The organism is Limnohabitans sp. (assembly GCF_046052825.1).
Lineage (GTDB): Bacteria > Pseudomonadota > Gammaproteobacteria > Burkholderiales > Burkholderiaceae_C > Limnohabitans.
Map to the genome: position 1 here is coordinate 1 of NZ_JAVLFP010000076.1, position 25,124 is coordinate 25,124.

General features: G+C 58.2%; 23 protein-coding genes. 11 read left to right on the forward strand and 12 right to left on the reverse strand.

The genetic code is table 11. The features are described from left to right. The first annotated feature begins 153 nt into the window (after positions 1-153). Positions 154-1,947, forward strand: coding sequence for a DEAD/DEAH box helicase (locus ACKWJN_RS12765; protein WP_408597474.1), 1,794 nt, complete (start codon positions 154-156; stop codon positions 1,945-1,947). Positions 1,948-2,004: 57 nt separating this feature from the next. On the opposite strand, the gene ACKWJN_RS12770 is transcribed toward ACKWJN_RS12765, so the two are convergent. Further along, positions 2,005-2,130, reverse strand: a complete 126-nt coding sequence (locus tag ACKWJN_RS12770) for a hypothetical protein (protein ID WP_408597475.1) — start codon at positions 2,128-2,130, stop codon at positions 2,005-2,007. Continuing rightward, positions 2,127-2,735, reverse strand: coding sequence for a hypothetical protein (locus tag ACKWJN_RS12775; RefSeq protein WP_408597476.1), 609 nt, complete (start codon positions 2,733-2,735; stop codon positions 2,127-2,129). The genes ACKWJN_RS12770 and ACKWJN_RS12775 overlap by 4 nt, the downstream gene beginning before the upstream one ends. A 99-nt stretch (positions 2,736-2,834) precedes the next feature. Here ACKWJN_RS12775 and ACKWJN_RS12780 point away from each other — a divergent pair, with 99 nt between their 5' ends. Then, positions 2,835-3,005, forward strand: a complete 171-nt coding sequence (locus ACKWJN_RS12780) for a hypothetical protein (RefSeq protein ID WP_199172976.1) — start codon at positions 2,835-2,837, stop codon at positions 3,003-3,005. Between the two features lie 81 nt (positions 3,006-3,086). Here the strand turns inward: ACKWJN_RS12780 and minE are convergent, their stop codons facing one another. From minE to minC, 3 genes are read right to left on the reverse strand one after another with little or no spacing between them, the layout of a single operon-like run. Beyond that, positions 3,087-3,341: a cell division topological specificity factor MinE gene (gene minE / locus ACKWJN_RS12785; RefSeq protein ID WP_100147037.1), complete on the reverse strand. Its 255-nt coding sequence runs from the start codon at positions 3,339-3,341 to the stop codon at positions 3,087-3,089. Between the two features lie 7 nt (positions 3,342-3,348). Next, entirely contained in the window at positions 3,349-4,164 is an 816-nt protein-coding gene (gene minD / locus ACKWJN_RS12790; RefSeq protein ID WP_408597478.1) for a septum site-determining protein MinD, read from the reverse strand. A 41-nt stretch (positions 4,165-4,205) separates the two neighbouring features. After that, the gene (minC, locus tag ACKWJN_RS12795; RefSeq protein WP_408597479.1) at positions 4,206-4,949 is read right to left on the reverse strand and encodes a septum site-determining protein MinC; all 744 of its coding nucleotides are present in this window, start codon (positions 4,947-4,949) and stop codon (positions 4,206-4,208) included. 73 nt (positions 4,950-5,022) lie between these two features. Here minC and ACKWJN_RS12800 point away from each other — a divergent pair, with 73 nt between their 5' ends. Both ACKWJN_RS12800 and ACKWJN_RS12805 read left to right on the forward strand, forming a co-directional pair. Beyond that, positions 5,023-7,185 (forward strand): TonB-dependent receptor plug domain-containing protein, encoded by a 2,163-nt coding sequence (locus ACKWJN_RS12800; protein WP_408597481.1) that lies wholly within the window; start codon positions 5,023-5,025, stop codon positions 7,183-7,185. Continuing rightward, positions 7,182-8,045: an alpha/beta hydrolase gene (locus tag ACKWJN_RS12805; protein WP_408597482.1), complete on the forward strand. Its 864-nt coding sequence runs from the start codon at positions 7,182-7,184 to the stop codon at positions 8,043-8,045. The genes ACKWJN_RS12800 and ACKWJN_RS12805 overlap by 4 nt, the downstream gene beginning before the upstream one ends. A gap of 55 nt (positions 8,046-8,100) precedes the next feature. On the opposite strand, the gene ACKWJN_RS12810 is transcribed toward ACKWJN_RS12805, so the two are convergent. Continuing rightward, entirely contained in the window at positions 8,101-9,078 is a 978-nt protein-coding gene (locus tag ACKWJN_RS12810; protein ID WP_408597484.1) for a GMP reductase, read from the reverse strand. A gap of 157 nt (positions 9,079-9,235) precedes the next feature. On the opposite strand from ACKWJN_RS12810, the gene ACKWJN_RS12815 reads away from it, so the two are divergent. Then, complete coding sequence (locus ACKWJN_RS12815; protein ID WP_408597486.1) at positions 9,236-11,593, forward strand: UvrD-helicase domain-containing protein; 2,358 nt, start codon at positions 9,236-9,238, stop codon at positions 11,591-11,593. 9 nt (positions 11,594-11,602) lie between these two features. Here ACKWJN_RS12815 and ACKWJN_RS12820 read toward each other — a convergent pair whose 3' ends face one another. Then, positions 11,603-12,379, reverse strand: coding sequence for a BPSS1780 family membrane protein (locus ACKWJN_RS12820; protein WP_408597488.1), 777 nt, complete (start codon positions 12,377-12,379; stop codon positions 11,603-11,605). 2 nt (positions 12,380-12,381) lie between these two features. Further along, positions 12,382-13,353, reverse strand: a complete 972-nt coding sequence (locus ACKWJN_RS12825) for a homoserine kinase (protein ID WP_408597490.1) — start codon at positions 13,351-13,353, stop codon at positions 12,382-12,384. A 100-nt stretch (positions 13,354-13,453) separates the two neighbouring features. Here ACKWJN_RS12825 and polA point away from each other — a divergent pair, with 100 nt between their 5' ends. Then, positions 13,454-16,258, forward strand: a complete 2,805-nt coding sequence (gene polA, locus ACKWJN_RS12830; protein WP_408597491.1) for a DNA polymerase I — start codon at positions 13,454-13,456, stop codon at positions 16,256-16,258. Between the two features lie 21 nt (positions 16,259-16,279). After that, positions 16,280-17,089: a ZIP family metal transporter gene (locus ACKWJN_RS12835; RefSeq protein ID WP_408597493.1), complete on the forward strand. Its 810-nt coding sequence runs from the start codon at positions 16,280-16,282 to the stop codon at positions 17,087-17,089. Between the two features lie 59 nt (positions 17,090-17,148). On the opposite strand, the gene ACKWJN_RS12840 is transcribed toward ACKWJN_RS12835, so the two are convergent. From ACKWJN_RS12840 to ACKWJN_RS12850, 3 genes are read right to left on the reverse strand one after another with little or no spacing between them, the layout of a single operon-like run. Further along, positions 17,149-18,006 (reverse strand): sulfurtransferase, encoded by an 858-nt coding sequence (locus ACKWJN_RS12840; protein ID WP_408597495.1) that lies wholly within the window; start codon positions 18,004-18,006, stop codon positions 17,149-17,151. 18 nt (positions 18,007-18,024) lie between these two features. After that, on the reverse strand, positions 18,025-18,921 hold the full coding sequence (locus tag ACKWJN_RS12845) for a DMT family transporter (protein ID WP_408597497.1): 897 nt from the start codon (positions 18,919-18,921) through the stop codon (positions 18,025-18,027). A 3-nt stretch (positions 18,922-18,924) separates the two neighbouring features. Then, positions 18,925-20,058: an aromatic ring-hydroxylating oxygenase subunit alpha gene (locus tag ACKWJN_RS12850; protein WP_408597499.1), complete on the reverse strand. Its 1,134-nt coding sequence runs from the start codon at positions 20,056-20,058 to the stop codon at positions 18,925-18,927. Positions 20,059-20,227: 169 nt separating this feature from the next. Between ACKWJN_RS12850 and ACKWJN_RS12855 the strand changes: the two genes are divergently transcribed. From ACKWJN_RS12855 to ACKWJN_RS12870, 4 genes are all read left to right on the forward strand, one after another. Next, on the forward strand, positions 20,228-20,470 hold the full coding sequence (locus ACKWJN_RS12855; protein WP_408597501.1) for an exodeoxyribonuclease VII small subunit: 243 nt from the start codon (positions 20,228-20,230) through the stop codon (positions 20,468-20,470). 11 nt (positions 20,471-20,481) lie between these two features. Then, a complete protein-coding gene (locus ACKWJN_RS12860) occupies positions 20,482-21,396 on the forward strand; it encodes a polyprenyl synthetase family protein (protein WP_408597503.1) in 915 nt (304 codons plus the stop codon). Between the two features lie 4 nt (positions 21,397-21,400). Beyond that, positions 21,401-23,263, forward strand: a complete 1,863-nt coding sequence (gene dxs, locus ACKWJN_RS12865) for a 1-deoxy-D-xylulose-5-phosphate synthase (protein WP_408597504.1) — start codon at positions 21,401-21,403, stop codon at positions 23,261-23,263. A 163-nt stretch (positions 23,264-23,426) separates the two neighbouring features. Next, positions 23,427-24,506, forward strand: a complete 1,080-nt coding sequence (locus ACKWJN_RS12870; RefSeq protein ID WP_408597506.1) for a TRAP transporter substrate-binding protein — start codon at positions 23,427-23,429, stop codon at positions 24,504-24,506. 73 nt (positions 24,507-24,579) lie between these two features. Here the strand turns inward: ACKWJN_RS12870 and ACKWJN_RS12875 are convergent, their stop codons facing one another. Beyond that, the gene (locus ACKWJN_RS12875) at positions 24,580-25,107 is read right to left on the reverse strand and encodes a hypothetical protein (RefSeq protein WP_408597508.1); all 528 of its coding nucleotides are present in this window, start codon (positions 25,105-25,107) and stop codon (positions 24,580-24,582) included. Positions 25,108-25,124 lie beyond the last annotated feature (17 nt).

Consider the following 25,124-nt stretch of genomic DNA (forward strand, 5'->3'; position numbering starts at 1 on the left):
ACGATGATGTGTACGCTTTATCGCACATCTACCTCACACACAAGGGCTCACACAGTGAGCCGCCCGCGCCGAGCACGGCGTAGAACTTCGTTTGATGGTTGATGTTGTTCAACCCTCGACGGAGCCGCCGCGTCAATGCGAGCGGACGTGAAAATGACCGACTCTTTTGAGCTGGGCACTGCTGTGCCAGCTGATCTTTCTATGTCTTCTGACGAATTGGGCTTTGCGCCCGAAACGGAAGTCGTTGCCGAAGTTGCTGCGCCTGCTGCACCCAATGGCTTTCAACTCTTGGGACTCGCGCCTGAGTTGATTGCCGCCGTGGGGGATTTGGGATACACCCAGCCCACCACGGTGCAATCCAAAACCATTCCTTTGGCGATGAACGACGGCGCTGCTGGCAAGTTCAATGACCTGATGGTCTCGAGCCAAACCGGTAGCGGCAAGACAGCTGCTTTCTTGTTGCCAGTGCTCAACACCTTGATTGCACAAATGCATGCCCAAGACGCGCAGGAAACTGCCGAATGGGAAGCCGTGGTGGCTGAAGCTGCTGCCAAAGGTGAGCCTGCGCCTAAGCGTGCTCGTCGCAAAGACCCGACCAACCCACGCAATTTCAAAGCCCCAACCCCTGGCGCCTTGATCGTCTGTCCAACCCGCGAATTGGCGCAACAAGTGGCGCACGATGCCATTGGCTTGGTCACCCACTGCCGTGGATTGCGCGTGGCCAACGTGGTGGGCGGCATGCCTTATCAGCTGCAAATTGCCAAGCTGCAAAACGCCAATTTGGTGGTGGCCACACCCGGACGTTTGCTTGACTTGCAGCGTTCGATGCAAATCAAGCTCGACCAAGTGCAATTCTTGGTGGTCGACGAAGCTGACCGCATGTTGGATTTGGGCTTCTCGGATGACTTGGCCGAAATCAACCAACTGACCATCCAACGTCGCCAGACCATGATGTTCAGCGCTACCTTTGCGCCGCGTATCCAGCAACTGGCGACACGTGTGATGCGTGAACCCCAGCGCGTTCAAATTGACTCGCCTCAAGAAAAGCACAACAACATCCGCCAAATTTTGCATTGGGCTGACAACGCCACGCACAAGCGTCGCCTGCTGGATCACCTGCTGCGCGACACCACGATTGACCAAGCCATTGTCTTTGCCAGCACTCAAATCGAATGCGACGGCTTGGCCAATGACTTGCAGCAAGATGGGTTCTCCGCTGTGGCCTTGCATGGTGCTTTGAGTCAAGGTTTGCGCAATCGCCGTTTGATGGCACTGCGCCAAGGTCAAGTTCAAATCCTGGTTGCTACCGACGTGGCCGCGCGTGGCATTGACGTGCCCACCATCACCCACGTGTTCAACTTTGGCTTGCCCATGAAGTCGGAAGACTACACCCACCGCATTGGCCGCACAGGCCGTGCCGGTCGTGATGGCCTGGCCGTGACCTTGGCTGAGTTCCGCGACAAACGCAAAATCTTTGACATCGAAGCCTACACACGCCAGCCGTTCACAGCTGAAGTGATCCCAGGCATGGAGCCGACCCAACGCGTCGAGCGTGGCCGTGACTTTGCCCCGCGCAAAGGCGGTGGCAAGTTTGACGGCCGCCGTGGTGGCAACTTCGGTGGTGGCGGTGGTGGTTTCGGCGGCAACGACCGTTTCGACAACCGCAAAGCGGGTCATTCGTTCGAAGCCCGTCAAGGTGGCGCACCTCGTGGCGGTTTTGGCGAAAGCCAGGGCCAAGGACGTGGAGGCTTCGGTGGTGGACAGGGCTTTGCCCAGCCTGCTGGCCCCCGCAGCTTTGACGACCGTCCTGCACGGGGTCCACGTCAAGTGGGCTTTGAAGCCGGCCGTACGCCCTTTGACAAACCTGCGCGCCCCGCTGGCAAGCCCTTTGGCGGCGGTGGCTTTGACGCCAAGAAGCGCAGCCCTAAACCGCGCTTTGACCGTTAAGTCATAGCCTCCATCAGGAGAAAAGCAGGCCAGTTGTTTCGACAACTGGCCTTTTTTTCAGACAAAAATCAACGAGAGCATGGCCGCATCGTCGATCAAGTTGATCACCGAATAAGCAGCCAACCGATACACCACCACGGTGAAGGCTTCTCGCCATTGCGTTTCTGGCAGTGTCTCGCTCAAGGCTTGAGGTCCTTGTCCCGATCAAGTTGGGTCAATTCAGTGCGCAGTCGTTCTAAATCACGCTGGTATCCGTGCGGGTCTCCGTAGTCCAAGAAGCCAGCGTAATAAGGGTGCGCTTGAAGCACTTTGCGGGCATGCTTGATGGGACACCAATACATCTCGGTGCGTGCCACGATTTCCCGTGCATAGCCCATCAAACCGTTGCCATACGAGCAATAGGCACAGTTGACTTTTTCGATCACATTCAGATAAGCCAAGTGGGTGCGGTCATAGACAAAATAGTCGCTGCGCTTGACCCGCGCGATGCCATAAATCGGAAAGCAAATGCGCTGGTACACCGTCACAAACACATCGAGCAACAACATAGGCAACAAGACCGAATAAATCACGGGCGCAGTCAGCACACTCAGCCAATTGGCGGTGATCATGTATTTCAGCAAACCCGTTTTGAGTCGGCGGTGTTGCGCCAAGATTTCCCGCTCGAAGCGCACGCGCTTGTCGTCAAAATCCGCCTGCAACTCGGCACGTCGCAGCTTGGTTTCATCCTCGATCTGATGTTCGATGGCGCGGATGCGATCCAGCAGTTCGCTGATTTTGGGATTCATAGAGACCTTTGTTTCAAGAGATTATGCGTGTGCATCGTCGTAAATCGGGTCTAACCTGTGGCCTAATATAGGGTTTTAAACCTTTCTCTGGAAAATTAAATGGGCAACAAAATCGTCACCGAAGCCGACCGCAAGCGCACCCCTGCACCTACCCCTTTGCCGGGCACCACGCCACGCACTGGCGGTCGTGGACAACGCATCAGTCTGGAGCGCGGTGTTGCCACTCGCAGCAAGAAAAACCCAGGCAAGCGCTCAAGCAAAGGCGGTTGATCCGCAGTCGCCTCCGACACCCCAAAAACAAAGCGTCCCGAGGGACGCTTTGTTTTTGGTAGATGAGAAAGTTTGGATGACTTAAGCGTCAGGCAATTCGATCTTGACTTCCAGCACTTCCAGGTTGTCGTGGCGTTCCACATTGACTTTGATGTCACTGGGGTTGATCTTGACGTATTTGGACAGCACGGCCACCAAGTCGCGTTGTAAGGCTGGCAAATAGTCGGGTTGGGTGTTGCGATCCGTGCGCTCGTGCGTCAAGATGAACTGCAAACGTTCTTTGGCCACGTTGGCAGTTTTTTTCTTTTCACCGAGTAAAAATGACAGGAGGGACATGGCTTACTTACTTCCCACCAAAAATGCGTTTCAGAAAGCTGGGCTTCACGTGCTCTGTGAAACGCATGGGCAGATCTTCCCCCAAGAAGCGGCTGATCACATCTTTGTAGGCTTCGGACACATCCGTGTTCACCAAGTGGACAGCAGGTAGGCCTTGGTTAGAGGCTGTCAGAACTGTCTCTGATTCAGGAATCACACCGATCAAGGGGATACGCAGAATGTCTTGGATGTCTTCCAGCGAGAGCATTTGACCTTCTTCCACACGGCTGGGGTTGTAGCGTGTGATCAGCAAGTGTTCTTTGATGGGGGTGTCACCTTCGATGGCGCGCAGGGTTTTGCTGCTGAGCATCCCCAAGATCCGGTCTGAGTCGCGCACCGAGGAGACTTCTGGGTTGGTGACCACCAAGGCCTCGTCTGCGAAGTGCATGGCCATCATGGCGCCCACTTCAATGCCAGCGGGGGAGTCACAGATGATGTAGTCAAAGCCCATGCCCTTGAGTTCAGTCAGAACCCGCTCCACCCCTTCTTTGGTCAACGCATCTTTGTCGCGGGTCTGTGACGCGGCCAATACAAACAAGTTGTCGCATTGCTTGTCTTTGATCAAGGCCTGGTTCAGCGTGGCTTCGCCATTGATGACGTTGATGAAGTCATAGACCACGCGACGTTCGCAGCCCATGATCAGGTCCAAATTGCGCAGGCCGACGTCAAAGTCAATCACCACCGTTTTGAAGCCGCGCAAGGCCAGACCAGACGAAAAACTGGCGCTGGTGGTGGTTTTGCCCACGCCACCCTTGCCAGAGGTCACCACAACGATTTTTGCCATGAAATAAAGCCTTTGGTTGTTCTGAAAATCAATCGTCGATTTTACAGCCGCTGCATCACCAACTTATCACCCAGCAAAGAGATTTGCGCCGGCTTGCCCGCGACTTCTGGGGGCAGCGGTGTGTCACTGGTGCGGTAGATGCCCGCCACCGCCACCAATTCGGCTTCCAGGGACAAGGTGAAGATACGCGCGCTTTCGTTGCCGCGCGCACCCGCAATCGCTTTGCCACGCAAGGGGGCGTAGACGTGAATGTGCCCATCGGCCATGATTTCTGCCCCGGGATTGACCATGGCCAACACCACCAAGTCGCGCCCCTTGGCATACACATGCTGGCCGGATCGCAAGGGCTTGTCGATCACCATCGCACCCAAGTGCTCGGCGGGTACCTCACGCACCACCTCGACTTCGCGAATCACCTCTTGCACCACTGTTTCCACGCGCGAAGGGCTGGCTTTTTGCGAGCTCAAATCACGTGCTTCAAACAAGCCTGCCCGTTGGGCACTGGCCATGTTGTGGGTATGCCCACCGCGCACAGCCACGGGCACCATGCGGTAGCTGCGTAGCAGCGCGCAGATCGCTGCAAAGTCCAAGCTGGCGGTGGGTTGGTCCAAGCTGCTGAGGTCAATCACCACGGGATCGTTGTCAAAGAAGTCGGGCGTGCCACCTAAGCGGCGTGTCAAATCTGCGCGCAACACAGAGATGTCATAAGTTTTGAGTAAAAAAGCAACCAAAGGCAGCGAGGCGCTCTTGATCTCATAGGCGTGGGGCGCAGCAGCGTGGCTCATGGGGCAGACAAACGAAAAATAAAACCCAGACTTTACACGGCAAGGCCTTTGCGTACCCGGTAAACTTTTTGTAATGAGTACACATCACTTCGCGCAAAACTTCTGGGGGACTTGTTCCCTCCTGGCACTTGTCGGTTTGGCGCAGGCGCAGTCCGCCCCAGGGGCGCCTGTCGCAGACATGGGCCGGGTCGAGATCTCCAGCGGTCGAGACAACGACACGCAACAGCGCCGTGAATCCACCGCCAGCAAAATCATCATTGGCCGTGAGGAGATTGAACGCCAAGGTGACGCCAATTTGGGTGAGGTGCTCAAGCGCATGCCCGGTATCACCTTGGGCGGAGCACCAGGGCGGGGTTCAGGTATCCGCATGCGAGGACTGAGTGCCGGCTACACCCAAATTTTGCTGGACGGGCAGCGCGTTCCGCCTGGGTTCTCTGTGGAGTCCTTGACCCCAGAGATGGTGGAGCGCATAGAAATTTTGCGGGCACCCACCGCAGAAACTGGGGCGCAAGCGATTGCGGGCACCATTAACATCATCACCCGTGAGGGGCGTCGTGGTGTGCCAGATGAGCTCAAGCTGGGCTCTTCATGGCAAGGCGGTTACGCCTCGCCCAATGGGTCGATCACCCACTACCAAGAAACCGAGCGGTGGAGCAGCAACTACACCTTGTCGGTCAACCGCTATGCCGCACCAGACCACAGCGAGGTGTCGACACAGCGCGATGCAGGACCGTTGCAGCGCAACCGCGTCAGCGACAGCCATTACATCCGTGAAGGGCTCAACACCACAGGGCGGCTTCAATGGAAGGGCGATCCCGGCGAGAGCTTGACCTTGATGCCGTTTTTGGTGGTGTCGCACGGCACCACCCCTGGCAACTTTGCCTTGGACCAAAGCACCAACAATGCGGCGCGCATCTACGACAGTGCCAGCACCTTGAACGACAACCACTTTGGTTTGGCGCGCATGAATGGCCAGTGGCGGCGCAAACTCAGCCCCGACAGCAACATGGAGTGGAAATTCAACCTGGGCGGTTGGGACAGCCGCTCCAACTACACGCAAACGCCTACAGGATCGGGCCAGGTTTACACATCCGCCTTGGCGGAAGCCACCCGCACCAAAGACCGTTCAGCCAGTTTGAACGGCAAATACACGCACGTCTTGGGTGGTGGTCACCAGTGGGTCAGTGGTTCCGAAATCGAGGCCGTACGACGGACCCAAAACGCCACGGCCACCTATGCCGAGGGCGATGCCGATTTGCAAGCGCAATCGATGCGGTTTGCCATGTATTCACAAGACGAATGGCAACTCAACCCCAACTGGTCTGCGCATGCGGGTGCACGCTATGAGCAACTCACCACCCAAGGCACCACCAGCAGTGGCGACGTGGTCAACCGCAACAGCGTCTTCACGCCCTTGTTGCATGCGCTGTGGAAGCCCAACCCTGAGAGCCGCGACCAAGTGCGCATGAGCCTCACCCGCAGTTTCAAAACACCCACCATGCAAACGCTTCTGGCGCGCTACGTGCGTTCGCGTGACGATGCTTTGGGCGGCGGCAATGGCCCGACCAACCCTGACCGCATGGGCAACCCCAATCTCAAACCAGAGTTGGCCACGGGCTTGGACGTCGCGGTCGAGCGTTATTTGCCCCAAGGTGGCGTGCTCAGTGCCAGTGTGTTTCATCGCGAGATTCAAAACCTGATCCGCAATGTGACCGCCCAAGACGCCAGCTATGGCAACCGCTGGGTGTCTACCCCACAAAACTTCAGCCAAGCCTCGACCGAAGGCCTCGAGCTGGAAGCCAAATTTCGTCTGGACCAATGGGTGGCAGGGGCTGCGCCCGTGGATCTACGCAGCAACGTGAGCTTCTACCGTTCACGCGTGCTCAGTGTGCTTGGGCCCAACAACCGACTTGACCAACAACCCGACATGACCGCCAACCTCGGAGGCGACTACCGCTTGCGCAATCTACCCCTCACCATTGGCGGCAACATCAACTACAACCCGGGCTACAAAACCCACCTGAGCGATCCCGAGTTCATCACCGTGTCGCAAAAACGGGTCATGGACGTCTACGGCCTGTGGCGGGTCGATGCGAGCACCTCATGGCGCTTGACCCTCAGTAACCTCGATCCGCGCAACTACATCACCGACCGCAGTTACAGTGGCGTTGAAAGCAGCAGCACACGCGACAGCAGTTGGACCAGTGTGCAAATTCGATTGGAGAAAAAATTATGACTTCCACCCCACGCGATGGCGTTTGGTTAGACAGCATGTACAACAACCGTGCGTTGGTGCCTGAGCATGCCGCGCACTTTGCACATTGGCTTGAGGCGTCGCAGGTTGCGCGTAGCACCCTGCGCTGTTTTCAAGACGTGGCCTATGGCCACGGACCCAACGAAAACTTAGACATTTTTCCTGCCTCTGGGTCACACGGTAAAAAGGGTGCGCCCGTGTTGGTGTTCATCCATGGCGGTTATTGGCGTTCGCTCGACAAGGTAGACCACTCGTTTGTGGCCCCAGCCTATGCAGCGCAAGGGGCCTGTGTGGTGGTGCCCAATTACGCGCTGTGCCCGGCGGTGACCATTCCAGACATCAGCCTGCAAATGGTCAAGGCTTTGGCTTGGGTGTGGCGCAATATCGTGCGCTTTGGCGGCGATCCCCGCCGCATCACCGTGGTGGGCCATTCGGCAGGTGGGCACTTGGCGGCCATGCTGATGGCCTGTCATTGGCAAGCCTATGCCAAAGACTTGCCCGCAGATGTGGTGCAACGCGCCATGTCGATCTCAGGTCTGTTTGAATTGGAGTCGGTGCGCTTGACCCCGTTTTTGTCAGACCTGCATCTCACCCCCAAAGATGCGCTGCGATGCAGCCCTGCGTGGATGCCCGCCCCCAAGGCGGGCCGTTTCTACACCGTGGCGGGTGCTTTGGAGAGCGCCGAGTTCTTGCGTCACAACCTGTTGATCCAACAGGCTTGGGGTAAAAAACGTGTGCCTGTTTCAGAGGCTATCCCCGGCTTGCAGCACTTCAGCATCGTCGAGGCTTTTGCGCAACCCGGCCATCGCCTGCACCAGCTCACGCTGGAGCTGATGGCTTAAAAAAACAGCCTGCGGTGCGTTGGCACGGCAGGCTGCTTGTGGGGCGCTGGGCCCATCACATCAACAGATGTTCGCCCGCATTGTCACCGCCGAGGATGACGTAGTTCACTTTGCGCACATCCATCAGCTTGGTGCCACCGGCATAGCTGATCGAGCTTTGCACGTCTTGCTCCATCTCAATCAGCGTGTTGGCCAGCTTGCCTTTGATGGGCTCCAAAATGCGTTTGCCTTCCACGTGCTTGTACTCGCCCTTGTTGAAGTCTGACGCTGAGCCGTAGTACTCTTTGAACAACTCGCCGTCCACTTCAACCGTTTTGCCGGGGGACTCTTCGTGACCGGCAAACAGTGAGCCAATCATCACCATCGAGGCGCCAAAGCGGATGCTCTTGGCGATGTCGCCGTGGCTGCGAATGCCACCATCGGCAATGATGGGTTTGGTCGCCACGCGTGCACACCACTTGAGCGCTGACAGTTGCCAGCCGCCCGTGCCAAAGCCCGTTTTGAGCTTGGTGATGCACACCTTGCCAGGGCCTACACCCACCTTGGTGGCGTCGGCGCCCCAGTTTTCCAGGTCGATCACCGCTTCAGGCGTGGCCACGTTGCCAGCAATCACAAAGCTGGTGGGCAACTTGGACTTGATGTAGACAATCATCTCGTGCACGCTGTCGGCGTGGCCATGGGCAATGTCGATGGTGATGTACTCGGGCACCAGGCCTGCGGCTGCCAGTTCATCCACCGTGGCGCGGTCAGGGGCTTTCACGCCCAAAGAGATCGAGGCATAGACGCCTTTGGCGTGCATGTCGCGCACAAACTGAACATTGTCCAGATCGAAGCGGTGCATCACGTAGAAATAATTGTTTTGTGCCATCCACAGGCAGATGCTTTCATCCACCACGGTTTTCATGTTGGCGGGTACCACGGGCAAGCGGAATTTGCGGTTGCCGAGTTCTACGCCAGCGTCGCACTCTGAGCGACTCTCCACGCGGCACTTGCGTGGCAACAACAAGATGTTGTCGTAATCAAAAATTTCCATATCCCAAGCTCCAGAAAAAACGTTCGAAGATTGAGCGCTTGGCTTGGCCGGCTTTTCTGACGCACAAGTGCAGTCCAAAAAAAACCGAGCGCAAGAATCTTGGGCCCGGTGGCTGATTTTAGCAGCGCTTGGCATGGACCTCTCTAAAATCTCCACCATGCATGTTTCTTCCGGGTTTGACACCCAATCGGCCTCGGCCACACCCAACACTTCCCCCTTGCTGCAAGGCCTCAACGCAGAGCAATCCTCGGCGGTCACCTTGCCACCCGAACACGCGCTGATCTTGGCCGGTGCAGGCTCGGGCAAGACGCGGGTGCTCACCACCCGCATCGCTTGGTTGTTGCAAACCGGGCAAATGTCACCGGGCGGTGTGCTGGCAGTCACCTTCACCAACAAAGCCGCCAAAGAAATGTTGACCCGTTTGACCTCCATGCTGCCCGTGAATGTGCGTGGCATGTGGGTGGGCACCTTCCACGGCTTGTGCAACCGTTTTTTGCGCGCGCACTGGAAGTTGGCCAACTTGCCGCAGACGTTTCAAATCTTGGACACCCAAGACCAACTCAGCGCCATCAAGCGCCTGAGCAAACAATTCAACGTGGACGAAGAGCGCTTTCCCCCGAAGCAAACCATGTGGTTCATTGCGGGCTGCAAAGAAGACGGCTTGCGCGCCAAAGATGTGGAAGTGCGTGACGAGGAAACGCGCAAAAAAGTAGAGCTCTACGACTTGTACGAAGCCCAGTGCCAGCGCGAAGGCGTGGTCGATTTTGGCGAGCTCATGTTGCGTTCTTACGAACTGTTGCGCGACAACGATGCCGTGCGTGAACACTACCGGCGTCGCTTTCAGCACATCTTGATCGACGAGTTTCAAGACACCAACAAGCTGCAATACGCCTGGATCAAGCAACTCGCTGGGCCTGTGGGGCAAGGCGGCGGGGCCGTCTTTGCGGTGGGGGACGACGACCAAAGCATTTACGCCTTCCGTGGCGCACGCGTGGGCAACATGGCCGACTTTGTGCGCGAATACCAGGTGCAGCACCAAATCAAGCTGGAGCAAAACTACCGCAGCTTCAGCAACATCTTGGACAGCGCCAACCACCTGATCAGCCACAACAAAACTCGGCTTGGCAAAAACCTGCACACCACCCAAGGTGCTGGTGAACCGGTGCGCGTGTACGAGTCGCCCACCGACTTTGCCGAAGCGCAGTGGATGGTCGATGAGATGAAGCAATTGTTGCGCGACGGCCAAAACGGCGACGGCAGCCAAGGCGTGGCGCATCGCCACGAAATCGCGGTGCTCTACCGCAGCAACGCGCAAAGCCGGGTGATTGAAACCGCGCTGTTCAATGCCAGCATGCCGTATCGGGTGTATGGCGGTTTGCGCTTTTTTGAGCGTGCCGAAATCAAACATGCCTTGGCCTATTTGCGTTTGTTAGAGAACCCGCGTGACGACACCAGCTTCATGCGCGTGGTCAATTTCCCGCCGCGTGGCATTGGGGCACGCAGCATCGAGCAATTGCAAGACGCTGCGCGTGCCATGGGCTGCGCCATGCACGACGCGGTCAGTGCGGTCTCCGGCAAAGCCGGTGCCAACCTGAGTGCTTTTGTGGCCAAGCTGGATGTGCTGCGTGAGCAGACCCAAGGCCAGACCCTGCGCCAAATCATTGAGTTGCTGCTGGACCACTCCGGCTTGACCGAGCATTACAAGGCCGAGCGTGAAGGCGCCGACCGACTGGAGAACTTGGCCGAACTGGTCAACGCGGCGGAGAGCTTTGTCACCCAAGAGGGCTTTGGCCGCGAGGCCGTGGCTTTGCCGGTGGATGGCCAAATGATCAACCCCGACACGGGCGAAACCATGTCGCCCTTGGCGGCATTTTTGACCCATGCCGCGCTGGAGTCGGGCGACAACCAAGCCCAAGCGGGGCAAGATGCGGTGCAGCTGATGACGGTGCATGCCTCCAAAGGTTTGGAGTTTGACTGCGTGTTCATCACCGGCATGGAAGAGGGCTTGTTCCCCCATGAAAATTCGATGAACGACTACGACGGGCTAGAGGAAGAACGTCGCCTGATGTACGTGGCCATCACGCGCGCGCGCAGGCGCCTGTACCTCAGCCATTCGCAAACGCGCATGCTGCATGGCCAAACCCGCTACAACATCAAGAGCCGATTCTTTGAAGAGTTGCCCGAGCACACGCTGAAGTGGATCACGCCCGCACGCTCGGCCTTTGCCGACCCTCAAACGTCAAGGCGCGACGCTTGGCAAAACCCCGCATGGCAAAACAACCCCTGGGGAGGTGGTGCCGCCACGGCCGCAGCACCCGTGGTGCAACGCGCGGCACCCACCAGCGGGCCCAATGCCTGGGTGCGCAGTGGGGTGCAGGTGTTCCACACCAAGTTCGGTGAGGGCACGGTGATCAGCTTGGAGGGGTTGGGAGATGATGCCCGCGCTCAGGTGAAGTTTGGTCGCCACGGCATCAAGTGGCTGGCGCTCAGCGTGGCCAAACTCACGCAGGTGTGAGTGACCCGATCAGGCGTAAATCACGTCAGACACAAAGCTGTCGCGAAAACTGTAATAGGTCGAGCAAAAAAACATGGCCGCCAGCATCAGCATGGCGGGCAGCAAGGCCAAGGATGCAAACTCGCTGTCGCCCATCAGGCTGGACACCAGCGTGATCACCAAGGCGGTCAGCAGAAAAACAAACGACCACAAGAGACCGAACACCAAAAAAGCGCGCCAGTTGCTCAAGCACGCCACGGTGCTGAAAAACAAACTTTTGAGGGCAGGCACGCCATGCCAGTGCACCAAGGCTGGCGCATGCCAGAACACAGCCGACAAAGGCAGGTACAACAGCAACGACAACCACATGGCGTTTTGAAATTCTGGGGTCATCAGGGTGTCTCTGTCGAGTGCACCCCCGACCAAATAGAGCTTGGCAAAGTCACCGCCATCGACCAACATCGACAAGCCCATCACGCCCACAAAGCCCAGCGCATACAGCAGGCCCAACAGCAGCATGTCACGCTTGCGTTCTTTGCCGGCGCGAAAACCGCTCATCAAAATCATGGGCATGGGGAATTTGCCTAAATCCACCTCGCGGGTAGCCGCCATCAGGCCCAATGAGGCTGCGGGCAACAGCATCAAAGCGGCAAAGCTTCCCACCACAGGCACCAAAGAAGACACCGACATCAGGGCCATGAACATGAAAAACAGGCCGCTCAACGCGATCGGTTGTTTCCAGAAGGTGCGGATGCCTTGACGCACCCAAAGGGCGCCAGTGCGAGCAGGGACAACGTGCAGTTTCATGGTCACAGTTGGATGGGTTGGGTCACGCGTTCGCGCAACACGCGCTCGAAGTGGGTGGGGTCATGGGCTTTGAGCATGCTAGCTTCACGTGGCAAGTAGAAATCCCACAAGCGTGAGACCCAAAAACGCAAAGCGCCAGCGCGCAAGGTGGTGTTGAACAACTGGCGCTCTGCGGCAATCAGGGGGCGCACGGCTTGGTAGGCGTCAACCAGAGCCTGCATCTTTGCCGGGTTGTGGCGGCCATCGGTGGCAGCGTCGTGGTCGATGCACCAGTCGTTGATGCACACCGCCAAGTCAAACAACCAGGTGTCCACACCTGCGAAATAAAAATCAAAAAATCCCGTCAGCTCTGGCGACTCTGCAGGGCCATCAAACATCACGTTGTCGCGAAACAAGTCGGCATGCACTGGGCCACGAGGCAAGGCCGTGTAGGCCGATGAGGCCGCCATGTGGTGCTGGTAGGCCAATTCAGATTGGATCAAGGTGGACTGCGAGGCATCTAAAAACGGCAGCACCACAGGCACGGTGTGTGCCCACCAGTCCAGCCCCCGCAAATTGGGTTGCTCACGCGCAAAGTCGCGTCCGGCCAGGTGCATGCGTGCCAGCATGTCGCCCACGGCGGCACAGTGGGTGGGGGAGGGGGCCAGCTCGCTTTGGCCGCGCAATCGGTTCACCACGGCAGCGGGCTTGTCTTGCACGGTGAGCAAGATGTCGCCGTGACGGTCAGACACGGGGTCTGGCACCGGGATACCACGTTCAGCCAAGTGCTTCATCAAGTACAGATAGAAGGGCAGTTGTGCGTGGGTGAGTCGCTCAAACAGGGTCAGCACATAAGCGCCATGGCTGCTGGTGAGGAAGTAGTTGGTGTTTTCAATCCCGCCTTGGATGCCCCGCAGTTCCACCAAATCACCCAGCTTGAGTTGTGTCAGCAGATCTTGCGCGGTGGACTCGGAAACTTCGGTGAAAACTGCCATGACGGGGTGGGGGGTGAAAAGTGTCTCAATTGTAGTGGTCACCCTTGCGCGCCCCTGCGTGGATGACAAGAACAGGCCATGGGCACGGCACAATCGCAGCATGTCAGAAAACAAGACCTTGCTGCTGGTCGACGGCTCCAGCTACCTCTACCGTGCTTTCCACGCCATGCCCGACTTGCGTGCTGTGCCGGGTGACCCCACCAGTGCCGCCACCGGGGCCATTCGCGGCATGATCAACATGATGCAGGCCTTGCGCAAAGAAGTGCCCACCCAATGGGCTGCATGCGTGTTTGATGCCAAGGGCCCGACCTTTCGCGACGTCATGTACCCCGAGTACAAAGCGCATCGCTCGCCCATGCCCGACGACTTGCGCAGCCAAATTGAGCCCATTCACCAGATGGTGCGCATGTTGGGCTGGACCGTGCTCGATGTCCCGGGTGTGGAGGCCGATGACGTCATCGCCACCTTGGCAGTGACGGCGGCAGAGCAGGGCATGACGGTGGTGGTGTCGAGTGGCGACAAAGACCTGAGCCAACTGGTGAACGAACACATCACCATCATGGACACCATGAATGGCAAAAAACGCGACGTGGCGGGTGTGACGGCCGAGTTTGGTGTGCCGCCAAGTTTGATGATCGACTTTCAAACCCTGGTGGGCGACACCGTGGACAACGTGCCCGGCGTGCCCAAAGTCGGCCCCAAAACCGCTGCTAAGTGGTTGATGGAATACGGCTCGCTCGACGCCTTGCTGCAAAACGCCGATGCCATCAAGGGGGTGGCGGGTGAGAACTTGCGCCAGGCCCGCGAATGGTTGGTCACGGGGCGACAGCTGGTGACCATGAAAACCGATTGCGATTTGTCAGACCATGTGCCGGGCTTGCCGGCGCTGGACGCCCTGCATTTGGCCGAGCCCGACATGCCTGCGCTCAAAACCTTTTACGAAACCTATGGCTTCAAAGGCTTGGCCCGTGCGATGGGGGAGGCCCTGGGCAGCCCTTCGGCAAGTGCGGCAGACACACCCGCATCGGGCGCAGGCCATCAGCCGCCAAGTGCCAACCTGGGTTTGTTTGACGAGCCAGCGCCCACGCCCTCGCAAGTCACCACCAAAACCTATGACTGCGTGCTCACGTGGGACGCCTTTGACGCATGGTTCACACAAATTCAAGCCGCTGACTTGGTGGCGTTTGACACCGAAACCACGGCGCTCGACGCCATGCGCGCCGAGGTGGTGGGCTTGAGCTTTTCTGTGCAGCCAGGTGCCGCCTGTTACATCCCGCTGGCGCACAGCTATGGCGATGCGCCCACACAGTTGCCTCTTGCCGAGGTGCTGGCCAAACTCAAACCTTGGTTTGAAAACCCTGCTGCCAAAAAGTTGGGCCAGCACATCAAGTACGACCGCCACGTCATGGCCAACCACGGCATCGAGGTTCAGGGCTATGTGCACGACACCATGCTGCAAAGCTATGTGCTGGAAGTGCATAAGCCGCATGGCTTGGCCAGCTTGGCCGAACGCCATGTGGGCCGCAAAGGCTTGAGCTACGAAGACTTGTGTGGCAAAGGTGCACACCAAATTTCGTTTTCTCAAGTGGATGTGGCGCGAGCCACCGAATACTCGTGCGAAGACTCGGACATGACGCTGGAGGTGCACCAGGCCTTGTGGCCACGTCTGCAAGCCGATGACAAACTGCGCTTCGTCTACGAACTGGAAATTGCCAGCAGCGAAGCGCTCTACCGCATCGAGCGCAACGGTGTGTTGATCGACGGTCCCACCCTGGCAGCGCAAAGCCACACCCTGGGCCAGCGCATCGTGCAACTGGAGTCCGAGGCCTATGAGATTGCTGGGCAACCGTTCAACCTGGCCAGTCCCAAGCAGTTGGGCGAAATCTTCTTTGACAAACTGGGCTTGCCCGTCATCAAAAAAACCGCCACCGGGGCGCGCAGCACCGACGAAGAGGTGCTGGAAAAACTCGCCGAAGACTACCCATTGCCTGCCAAGATTTTGGAGCACCGCTCCTTGAGCAAGCTCAAAGGCACCTACACCGACAAGCTGGCGCAGATGGCGCTGCCGCGCACCGGGCGCGTGCACACCCATTACGCGCAAGCGGTGGCGGTGACGGGACGTTTGTCCAGCAACGACCCTAATTTGCAGAACATCCCCATCCGCACCGCAGAAGGACGCAAGGTGCGCGAAGCCTTTGTGGCCCCAGCGGGCAGCGTGATTGCCAGCGCCGACTACAGCCAGATCGAGCTGCGCATCATGGCGCATTTGAGCGACGACGAGGCCTTGGTCAAAGCCTTCCACGATGGCTTGGATGTTCACCGTGCCACCGCCGCCGAGGTGTTTGGTGTGGCGGTCGACCAAGTGAGCACCGAGCAGCGTCGCTATGCCAAAGTCATCAACTTCGGCTTGATCTACGGCATGAGCGCCTTTGGTTTGGCCAAAGCGCTGGGCATCGACAACACCGCCGCCAAAAACTACATCACCCGTTACTTCGAGCGCTTTGCCGGTGTCAAACGCTACATGGACGACACCCGTGCCCAAGCCAAAGCACAGGGCTATGTGGAGACCGTGTTTGGCCGTCGCTTGTACCTGCCTGAAATCAACAGTCCCAATGGCCCGCGCCGTGCAGGTGCAGAACGCGCCGCCATCAACGCGCCCATGCAAGGCACGGCGGCCGATCTGATCAAGCTCAGCATGGTCAAGGTACAACAAGAACTGGACGCACAACACCGTTCGATCAAAGTGATCATGCAAGTGCACGACGAACTGGTGTTTGAAGTGCCCGAGTCAGAAGTGGACTGGCTCAAGACCGAAGTGCCACGTTGGATGGCCGAGGTGGCACAGCTCAAAGTGCCCTTGCTGGCGGAAGTGGGCGTGGGTCGCAACTGGGATGAGGCGCATTGAGCCACGCCCTATGATTCACCCATGACGTTGCTTTCTATTCTGGTCGGCACCCTGGTCGCTGGCATGGGCAGTGTGTGGCTGGCCGCTTTGCTGGCTTATGCCTTGCTTTCTCGTTTCACCCAACACTTGTTGAGCTTGGCGGCGGGCGCTTTGCTGGCCACCGCGTTCATGCGTTTGTTGCCAGAGGCATTCGAGCAGTCGGTGTCGGCTGGCGTGTCGGCACAGGCCTTGTTTGCGGTGCTGCTGGTGGGCCTGGTGTTTTTCTTTTTGCTCGACAAAGCCGAGTTGTGGCACCACGGCCATGAACACCACCAAGCTGAGTCACCCGATGGGGCGCACAGCCATGACCACCACGATGCACACCATGGCCATGACCACGCACACGGCGGTGGGTGGGCGGTGTTGTTGGGCGACAGCGTGCATGCGTTTGGCGACGGCATTTTGATTGCGGCCGCTTTTGTGGCCGATTGGCGTTTGGGCTTGGCGTCTGCGGTGGCGGTGATGGCCCATGAGGTGCCGCACCATGTGGGCGACTTGGTGGTCTTGCGTCAAACCTTGGACACACCGCGTGCGGCCTTGTTCAAGCTCTCATTGGCCGGTGGTGTGACGGCCATCGGCGGTGTGGTGGGCTATGTGCTGGTGGGTGCCATGCACGAGTACTTGCCGTACTTTTTGGTGGTGGCGGCCAGCAGCTTTATTTATGTGGCACTGGCCGACTTGATCCCGCAATTGCAAAAGCGCCTGAGCCCTGCGCAAACCGCCGCGCAAGTGGCGTGGTTGTTTTTAGGCATGGGCTTGGTGGCCCTGTTGGGTGAGTTGGCGCAGCACTGATCGCTGCGGCTTCGGCAGGCAAGTTTGTCGCAGATGACTCTGCACGGACCCTGAGTGGCTTAGCCCTTGGCCACGGGCAAGCCAGGGGTGGTGCACCACTCGCTCCAACTCCCGGCATACAAGCCGCTGCGTCCCAGTCCGGCCACTTCCATCGCTAACACATTGGGCACTGCGCTCACACCGCTGCCGCAGTGGTGAACCACGCTTTGGGGCGTGCGTCCATCCAACAATTCGAGAAACTCCGCACGCAACACCTCGGGGCTTTTGAAGAAGCCTTGTTCGGTGAGGTTGCTGTTGAAGGGGCGGTTCAGTGCCCCCGGAATGTGGCCTGCCACGGGATCGATGGGCTCCACCTCGCCGCGGTATCGCGGCGCACCCCGGGCATCGATCAAGGTTTGCTGGGGCTGACCCAGTTGAGCTGCCACGGTGGCTGTGTCGACCAAGCTCACCAACGGCGCCTTCAACGTAAAACCCGAGGGCGCGCGGGAGGGTGCCTCTCCAGAGGCCGTGGCACCACCCGCAGCCAGCCAGGCTTGCCAGCCGCCGTCGAGCACCGCCACAGCCTCATGGCCACACCATTTGAGCATCCACCACAAACGGCCACAGTAATTCATGCCGTTGCGGTCGTAGACCACCACTTGCATGTCATCGGTCAAGCCAATGCGTTCCAGCCATTGGACAAACACCTCGCGCTTTGGCAGGGGGTGGCGCCCCCCGTTGACGGCTTGGTGTGCGTCTTGTGCGCTGAGGTTGTCGTTCAGATCGGCATACACAGCACCTGCAATGTGCTGTTCATGAAACTGTTGCGGTCCTACGGCGGGTTGCATCAAATCACACGTGCAATCGATGACCAGCACTTGGGTGTGCTGCGCCTGCAAGGTTTGCAGTTGGGGCACGCTGATGAGGGTGGTGTACATGGTGTCTCCTGGGTGGTTTCAGTGTTCTTCGGCAGGTGCATTCGGGGCCGCCCGTGCGCGCAGCAAGGTGGAGGCCATGCCACTGAGTACGATCAGGGCCATGCCAGCCCAGCCCATCCACGCAATGTCGTCACCAAACAGCAACAAGCTGTAGAGCGCGGCAAACACAATGCCTGAGTATTGCAAATTGGCCACCACCAACGTGGCGCCCTGGCTGTAGGCACGGGTCAAACACAACTGACCCAGGGAAGCAAACACACCCACGGGCAGCAACCAGATGGCCTGTTGCCAGTCCCAAGGCGATACGCCGTCAAACACCATCACCGCGCCGCCCGCCACCGCAGTGCCAATCGCAAAGTAAAACACGGTCCGTGCTTCTGGCTCACCCACCCGACCCAGCGCCATGACTTGCATGAAGGCAAAGGCCGCGACAAAGCCTGACAGCAGCCCAATCAGGCCAGCAAAAATTTGGTTTTGTTCGATCGTGGGACGCAGCATCATGACCACGCCAGCAAAGCCTGTCAGCACCGTGATGGCCAGGGGGCCTTGGGACGCTGCGCTTTGTCCATCCTGAGGGTTCCAGTTGAGCAAGGTGCCGCCTACCAAAAATGCGGCGACCCACACGCCGCTCATGTAGTTGAGGGTCATGGCGGTGGCCAAGGGCAGGTGGGCAATGGCGTAAAACCAAGACCCCAACGACAGCACCCCCACCGCCGATCGCCAAACATGCATGCCCGGGTAACGCGTGCGCAACGAAATGCCTTGTTGTTTGGCAATCGCTGCCAAGAACACGATGCCGACCAAGCCGCGGTAAAACACCAACTCCGCAGGGCTGAAGTGGGCCGATGCAAACTTCACGCACACGCCCATGGTGGCGAAGAAGGCCGCGCCCAGCAGCATCCACAGAGCTTGCATGGGCTAAGACGTGCTGGCGAAATTCAGCTTGCCGCGGTACCACTCGTGGAAGTGCTGCATGCCATCTTCCATGGGGCTTTGGTAGGGGCCGACTTCGTTGTCACCGCGTTGCATCAAGGCTTTGCGTCCGGCGTCCATGCGTTCTGCAATTTCGTCGTCTTCGATGCACGTTTCCATGTAGGCCGCTTGTTGCGCCTCTACAAACTCACGCTCAAAAGCGACGATTTCTTCAGGGTAGTAAAACTCCACCATGTTGAGGGTTTTGCTCGGACTGATGGGGTGCAGTGTCGAGACGGTGAGCACATGGGGGTACCACTCGACCATGATGTGCGGGTAGTAGGTGAGCCAAATGGCACCTTGCTCAGGCAACTGACCGTTGCGGTATTTCAGCAGCACGTTGTGCCACTTTTGGTAGGTGGGCGAACCGGGTTTGCCAAAACCGCTGGACACGCCCACGGTTTGCACCGAGTAGTTGTCTTGGAATTCCCAGTTCAGATCATCACAGGTGACAAACTGGCCCAGCCCCGGGTGGAAGGGCCCCACGTGGTAGTCCTCCAGATACACCTCAATGAAGGTTTTCCAGTTGTAGTTGCACTTGTGCAACTCCACACGGTCAAGTGCAAAGCCGGTGAAGTCCAGCGCAGCGCGTGGCCCCATGTGTGCCAAGTCGGCTTGGACATCGACCCCGTTGTCTTCAAACAGCAAGCCATTCCACTCGCGCAGTTTGTAGTTTTGGAGGTTCAAACAAGGGTCTTGCGAGAAATGGGGCGCTCCCAGCAATTGGCCAGAGGGCGAATAGGTCCAGCGGTGAAGTGGGCACACCAAGTTGCCACCGGCTGTGCCTGGGCCTTGAGCATTGAGTGACCCGCGGCCTTTGAGCATCACAGCTTGTCGGTGGCGGCACACGTTGGAGATGAGTTCAACGCCTTTGGCTGAACGCACCAAAGCTCGCCCCTCGCCCTCGTGGGGCAGGGCATAGTAATCGCCCAATTCGGGCACAGCAAGTTGGTGACCCACATAACGGGGTCCGAGCTGAAAGATGGTCTCCAGTTCACGCTGAAACAGCGCTTCATCGAAATAACTGGTAACTGGTAGTTGGCTAGATGCCTGCTGCAGTTGAAGACTTAAATCAGACATGGGTGACCTGACCTAAAGACTCCCCACAGGGAGGGGGTATGACAAAAATAAATCGACCCAAAGGTCGATAGAACGATGCCCATTGTACCTTTTGGGCTCTTGCGCTCTCTGAGAGCTGCCTAAAATACAAGCCTGTCAGACCTTTCTCACATTCGAAAGCCCGCATCTCATGCCTAAGGCAAATCCATCTCCCCGCCCAGACACTGCACCCACCAGCTATGAAGCTGCTCTGCAAGAGCTCGAGGGCTTGGTCCAGCAGATGGAGTCAGGGCAACTGCCTTTGGATCAATTGTTATCAGGCTACCAACGCGGCGCTGAACTTTTGGCTTACTGTCGCGCCCAGTTGGATGCCGTTGAGCAGCAAATCAAAGTGCTGGACGACGGTGTTTTGAAACCTTGGACAACAGCTTGAGGAGCGCGCAGATGACATCCAACGCGTTTGATCTGGACTCCTGGAGCGACCAATGGTTGGCGCGCGTGGAAAAAGCGTTGTCCGATTGGATCAACCCACAAGCTCCCGCAGGATTGGGGGAGGCCATGCGTTATGCCGTCTTGGATGGTGGCAAACGCTTGCGTCCGTTGTTGGTGTGGGCTGCACGCCAAGCGGTGGCTGCGGCGTCTCCAGATGACGTGCTGGATGAGGCCGCTTTGCGCGCCGCATGTGCGGTGGAATTGATCCACGCTTATTCTTTGGTGCACGACGACATGCCTTGCATGGACAACGATGTGCTGCGCCGTGGCAAGCCCACCGTGCACGTTCAGTTTGGTCAAGCCCAAGCGCTGCTGGCCGGGGATGCTTTGCAGGCCTTGGCATTTGAGTTGCTCACACCGGATGCGTCGCCCATTGATGACCATGTGCAAGCCCGTTTGTGCCGTTTGCTCGCCAGCTCTGCGGGCCATGCGGGCATGGCCGGAGGTCAAGCCATCGACTTGGCCAGTGTGGGCATGCAATTGAGTGAAGACCAGTTGCGCCACATGCACCGCCTGAAAACTGGCGCATTGCTGGAGGCCAGCGTGATGATGGGCGCGGCCTGTGGTCCAACCAGTGCTGAAGCCTTGGCTGCTCTGCAAGGCTACGGCCAGGCGATTGGCTTGGCCTTCCAAGTGGTGGATGACATTTTGGATGTCACCGCCGACTCGACCGTCCTGGGTAAGACAGCGGGCAAAGATGCCGCCAATGACAAACCCACCTATGTTTCTTTGTTGGGCCTGGCGCCCGCGCGTGACTATGCACAAGCTTTGTTGGACCAAGCCTTGTCTTCGCTCCACAACAGCCCATTGACCCACACCCAAGCGCTGACTGCACTCGCGCAGCGGGTGGTGAACCGAAACACCTGACCTTATGCCCTCTTTGTTGCCCACCATCCAAACGCCAGCAGATTTGCGGGCTCTGTCGCGACAACAGTTGGGACCGTTGGCCGATGAGTTGCGGACTTTTTTGCTGCACAGCGTGGCCAAAACCGGTGGGCACTTGAGCTCCAACTTGGGCACGGTCGAGTTGACGGTGGCATTGCATTACGTGTTCAACACGCCCGATGACCGCGTGGTGTGGGACGTGGGTCACCAAACCTATCCGCACAAAATTTTGACGGGTCGTCGCGCGCAGATGGCAAGCCTGCGTCAGCGCCATGGCTTGAGTGGTTTTCCCAAGCGGGATGAAAGCGTTTACGACGCTTTTGGCACGGCGCATTCCTCCACCAGCATCTCGGCTGCCTTGGGCATGGCCTTGGCCTCGCGGCAAAAAGGCGAGCCACGCCACGCCATTGCCGTCATCGGCGACGGTGCCATGACAGCGGGCATGGCGTTCGAAGCGCTCAACAACGCAGGCGTGAGCAACGCGCGTTTGTTGGTCATCTTGAACGACAACGACATGTCCATCAGCCCGCCTGTGGGCGCACTGAACCGCTACTTGGCGCAACTCATGAGTGGGCGCTTTTATACCGCCGCCAAAGAGGTGGGCAAGCAAGTCCTCAAAGGTGCGCCCCCACTGTTCGAATTGGCCAAGCGGTTTGAAGAACATGCCAAAGGCATGGTGGTGCCCGCCACCTTGTTTGAAAAATTTGGGTTCAACTACATCGGCCCGATCGACGGCCATGACCTGGACTCGCTCATCCCCACGCTGGAAAACATCAAGCACTTGGAAGGCCCGCAGTTCCTGCACGTGGTCACCAAGAAAGGCCAAGGCTATGACTTGGCCGAGGCCGACCCCGTGGCCTACCACGGCCCTGGCAAATTCGACCCCGCGGTTGGTTTGACCCCGCCCACCACACCCGCCAAAACCACCTTCACCCAGGTGTTTGGACAGTGGTTGTGCGACATGGCCGAGCACGACCCGTTGCTGGTGGGCATCACACCTGCCATGCGCGAGGGCTCGGGCATGGTGGCGTTTCACCAGCGTTTCCCCGATCGCTACTACGACGTGGGCATTGCCGAACAGCATGCCCTGACCTTCGCAGCAGGTTTGGCCTGTGAAGGCGTCAAGCCCGTGGTGGCGATTTACTCCACCTTTTTGCAGCGCGCCTATGACCAGTTGATCCATGATGTGGCCTTGCAAAAACTCCCCATGGTGCTGGCGCTGGATCGCGCGGGCATTGTGGGCGCAGATGGTCCCACCCATGCGGGCTTGTACGACATCCCATTTTTGCGTTGCGTCCCCAACGTGAGCATCGCCTGCCCGGCGGACGAAAACGAATGCCGCCAGTTGCTCACCACCGCGTACCAGCAAGACCACTGCGTTGCCGTGCGTTACCCGCGCGGTGCAGGGGCCGGTGTGCCTGTCCAAAAAGGTTTGGATGCTTTGCCGTTTGGCAAAGGGGACATTCGTCGCCAGGGCCACCGCATTGCCATCTTGGCTTTTGGAACCTTGCTGTATCCCGCACTTCAAGCGGGTGAGGCGCTGGACGCCACCGTGGTCAACATGCGCTGGGCCAAACCTTTGGATGTCGAGCTGCTGGCGAGTGTGGCGGCCAGTCACGATGCGCTGGTCACTGTCGAAGAAGGTGCGCTCATGGGCGGCGCAGGCTCTGCCGTGTTGGAGGCGTTGCAGCAGCTGCGCTTGCTCAAACCCGTTTTGACACTGGGCGTGGCCGACGTCTTCACAGAGCACGGCGACCCTGTGAAGTTGCTGGCCGAACTGGGCTTGGATGCGCCTGGCATTGAAGCCGCGATCACCCAGCGCTTTGGCAAAGACCTCGCAGGCGTTTGAGGCCTTTTCACGCAGCGTGAAGTTTTTTGAATCGCCCTGCCCGCTGGTAGAAACCCGCGCCAAGTCGCTAGGGCGACTGCATACAATCCCACCACCCTGCGAGAGAGCACTCTTTGAGTGATCTATTCACAGGACTTGTATCAACAACTCTTGGGAGTCTTTCATGGACCGTCGTTCCGTTATCAAAAACGCAGGCATTGCAGGTATCTTGGCCGCAGGTGCAGCCCCTGCCGTGCACGCACAAGCCGCCATCCGTTGGCGTCTGGCATCAAGCTTTCCCAAGTCGCTCGACACCATCCACGGCGCTGCCGACACATTCGCTCGTGCCGTCAAAAACATGTCGGGTGGCAAGTTTGAAATTTCGGTGCACGCTGCTGGTGAAATCATGCCCGCCTTTGGCGTGGTTGACGGGGTGCAACAAGGCTCCATTGAAATGGCGCACACAGCCCCTTACTACTTCTTTGGTAAGGACGAGACCTTTGCCTTGGGTTGTGCCATTCCTTTCGGCTTGAACAGCCGTCAGATGACCGCCTGGATGTACGAAGGCAACGGCTTGAAGCTGATGCGCGAGTTCTACGCCAAATACAACATCGTCAACTTTCCAGGTGGCAACACCGGCGCTCAGATGGGTGGCTGGTTCCGCAAAGAAATCAAGTCTGTCGCTGACCTCAAAGGTTTGAAGTTCCGCATCGGTGGCTTTGGCGGCAAAGTGCTCGAGCGCTTGGGCGTGGTGCCCCAAAATATCCCTGGCGGCGATATTTATCCCGCCCTGGAAAAAGGCACCATCGACTCTGCCGAGTGGATTGGCCCTTATGACGATCTGAAGTTGGGCTTCAGCAAAGTGGCCCCGTTCTACTACTACCCAGGTTTCTGGGAAGGTGGCCCAGAGCTTGACTTCTTCATCAACGACAAAGCGTTCAATGCCTTGAGCCCTGAGTACAAAGCCATTGTCGAAGCCGCTGCGGCTCAAGCCCACACCGACATGCAAGCCAAGTACGATGCGCGCAACCCCGCTGCCTTGAAGCAATTGGTGGGTTCCGGCACCAAGCTGCGCGAGTTCCCCAAAGACGTGATGGCGGCCAGTTTCAAAGAAGCCATGGCGTTCTACGAAGAACTGTCTGCCAAGAACGAAAACTGGAAGAAGGTTTACGCCGACTATTCCAAATTCCGTGGCGAGCAGAACCTGTGGTTCCGCTTCACAGAAGCACGTTTTGACGCTTTCATGCAAGCGCAAAAGCTGTAACCCACGCTTTGTGTTGGCAACAAAAAACCGCGCCCTTGGGCGCGGTTTTTTCATGGGCGCGTGGTGAGAATCGTCACATCTGACGAAACGCCTTGAGCTCGGCCGACAGGCGTTCGCATTCGGCCAAGACGGCGGTATCCGTCACATAGAACACGGCAAACTTGCCCACCAAGGTGCGCACGTACAAACGCGGTGCCATGAGCCATTCCAAGCCGCGAACGCGAATGAGCTTGGCAAATGCCAGGTCATCAAAGGCCATGTGTTTGTCCCAAATCCAGGTTTGATGGATGCCTTGTGCATCCATGCGCACACGGCTTTGCAACACATGCCAAGCAGTCCATGCCAGCAAGGCCCACGCCACGAGGAACCAGCCAGCGGCTTTCAACCCAGCCATGCCTGTGTCGCCGCCAAATTTACCTTGCTGCCAAAGGCGCAATAACCAATAGGCCGATCCAAGCACGATCAAGCCCGTGATCGCTTGAAAGCTGCGTGAAAACGCCGCACCCTCCAACACCTCGGGCTGGGGTTGAAAGCGAAAAGGCGCAATGCCCGGTTTGGGCGAAGGGTCAACCGCAGCGTGTGTCGGGGAGTCAAGGCTCATGGTGCACCAAGAAAAAG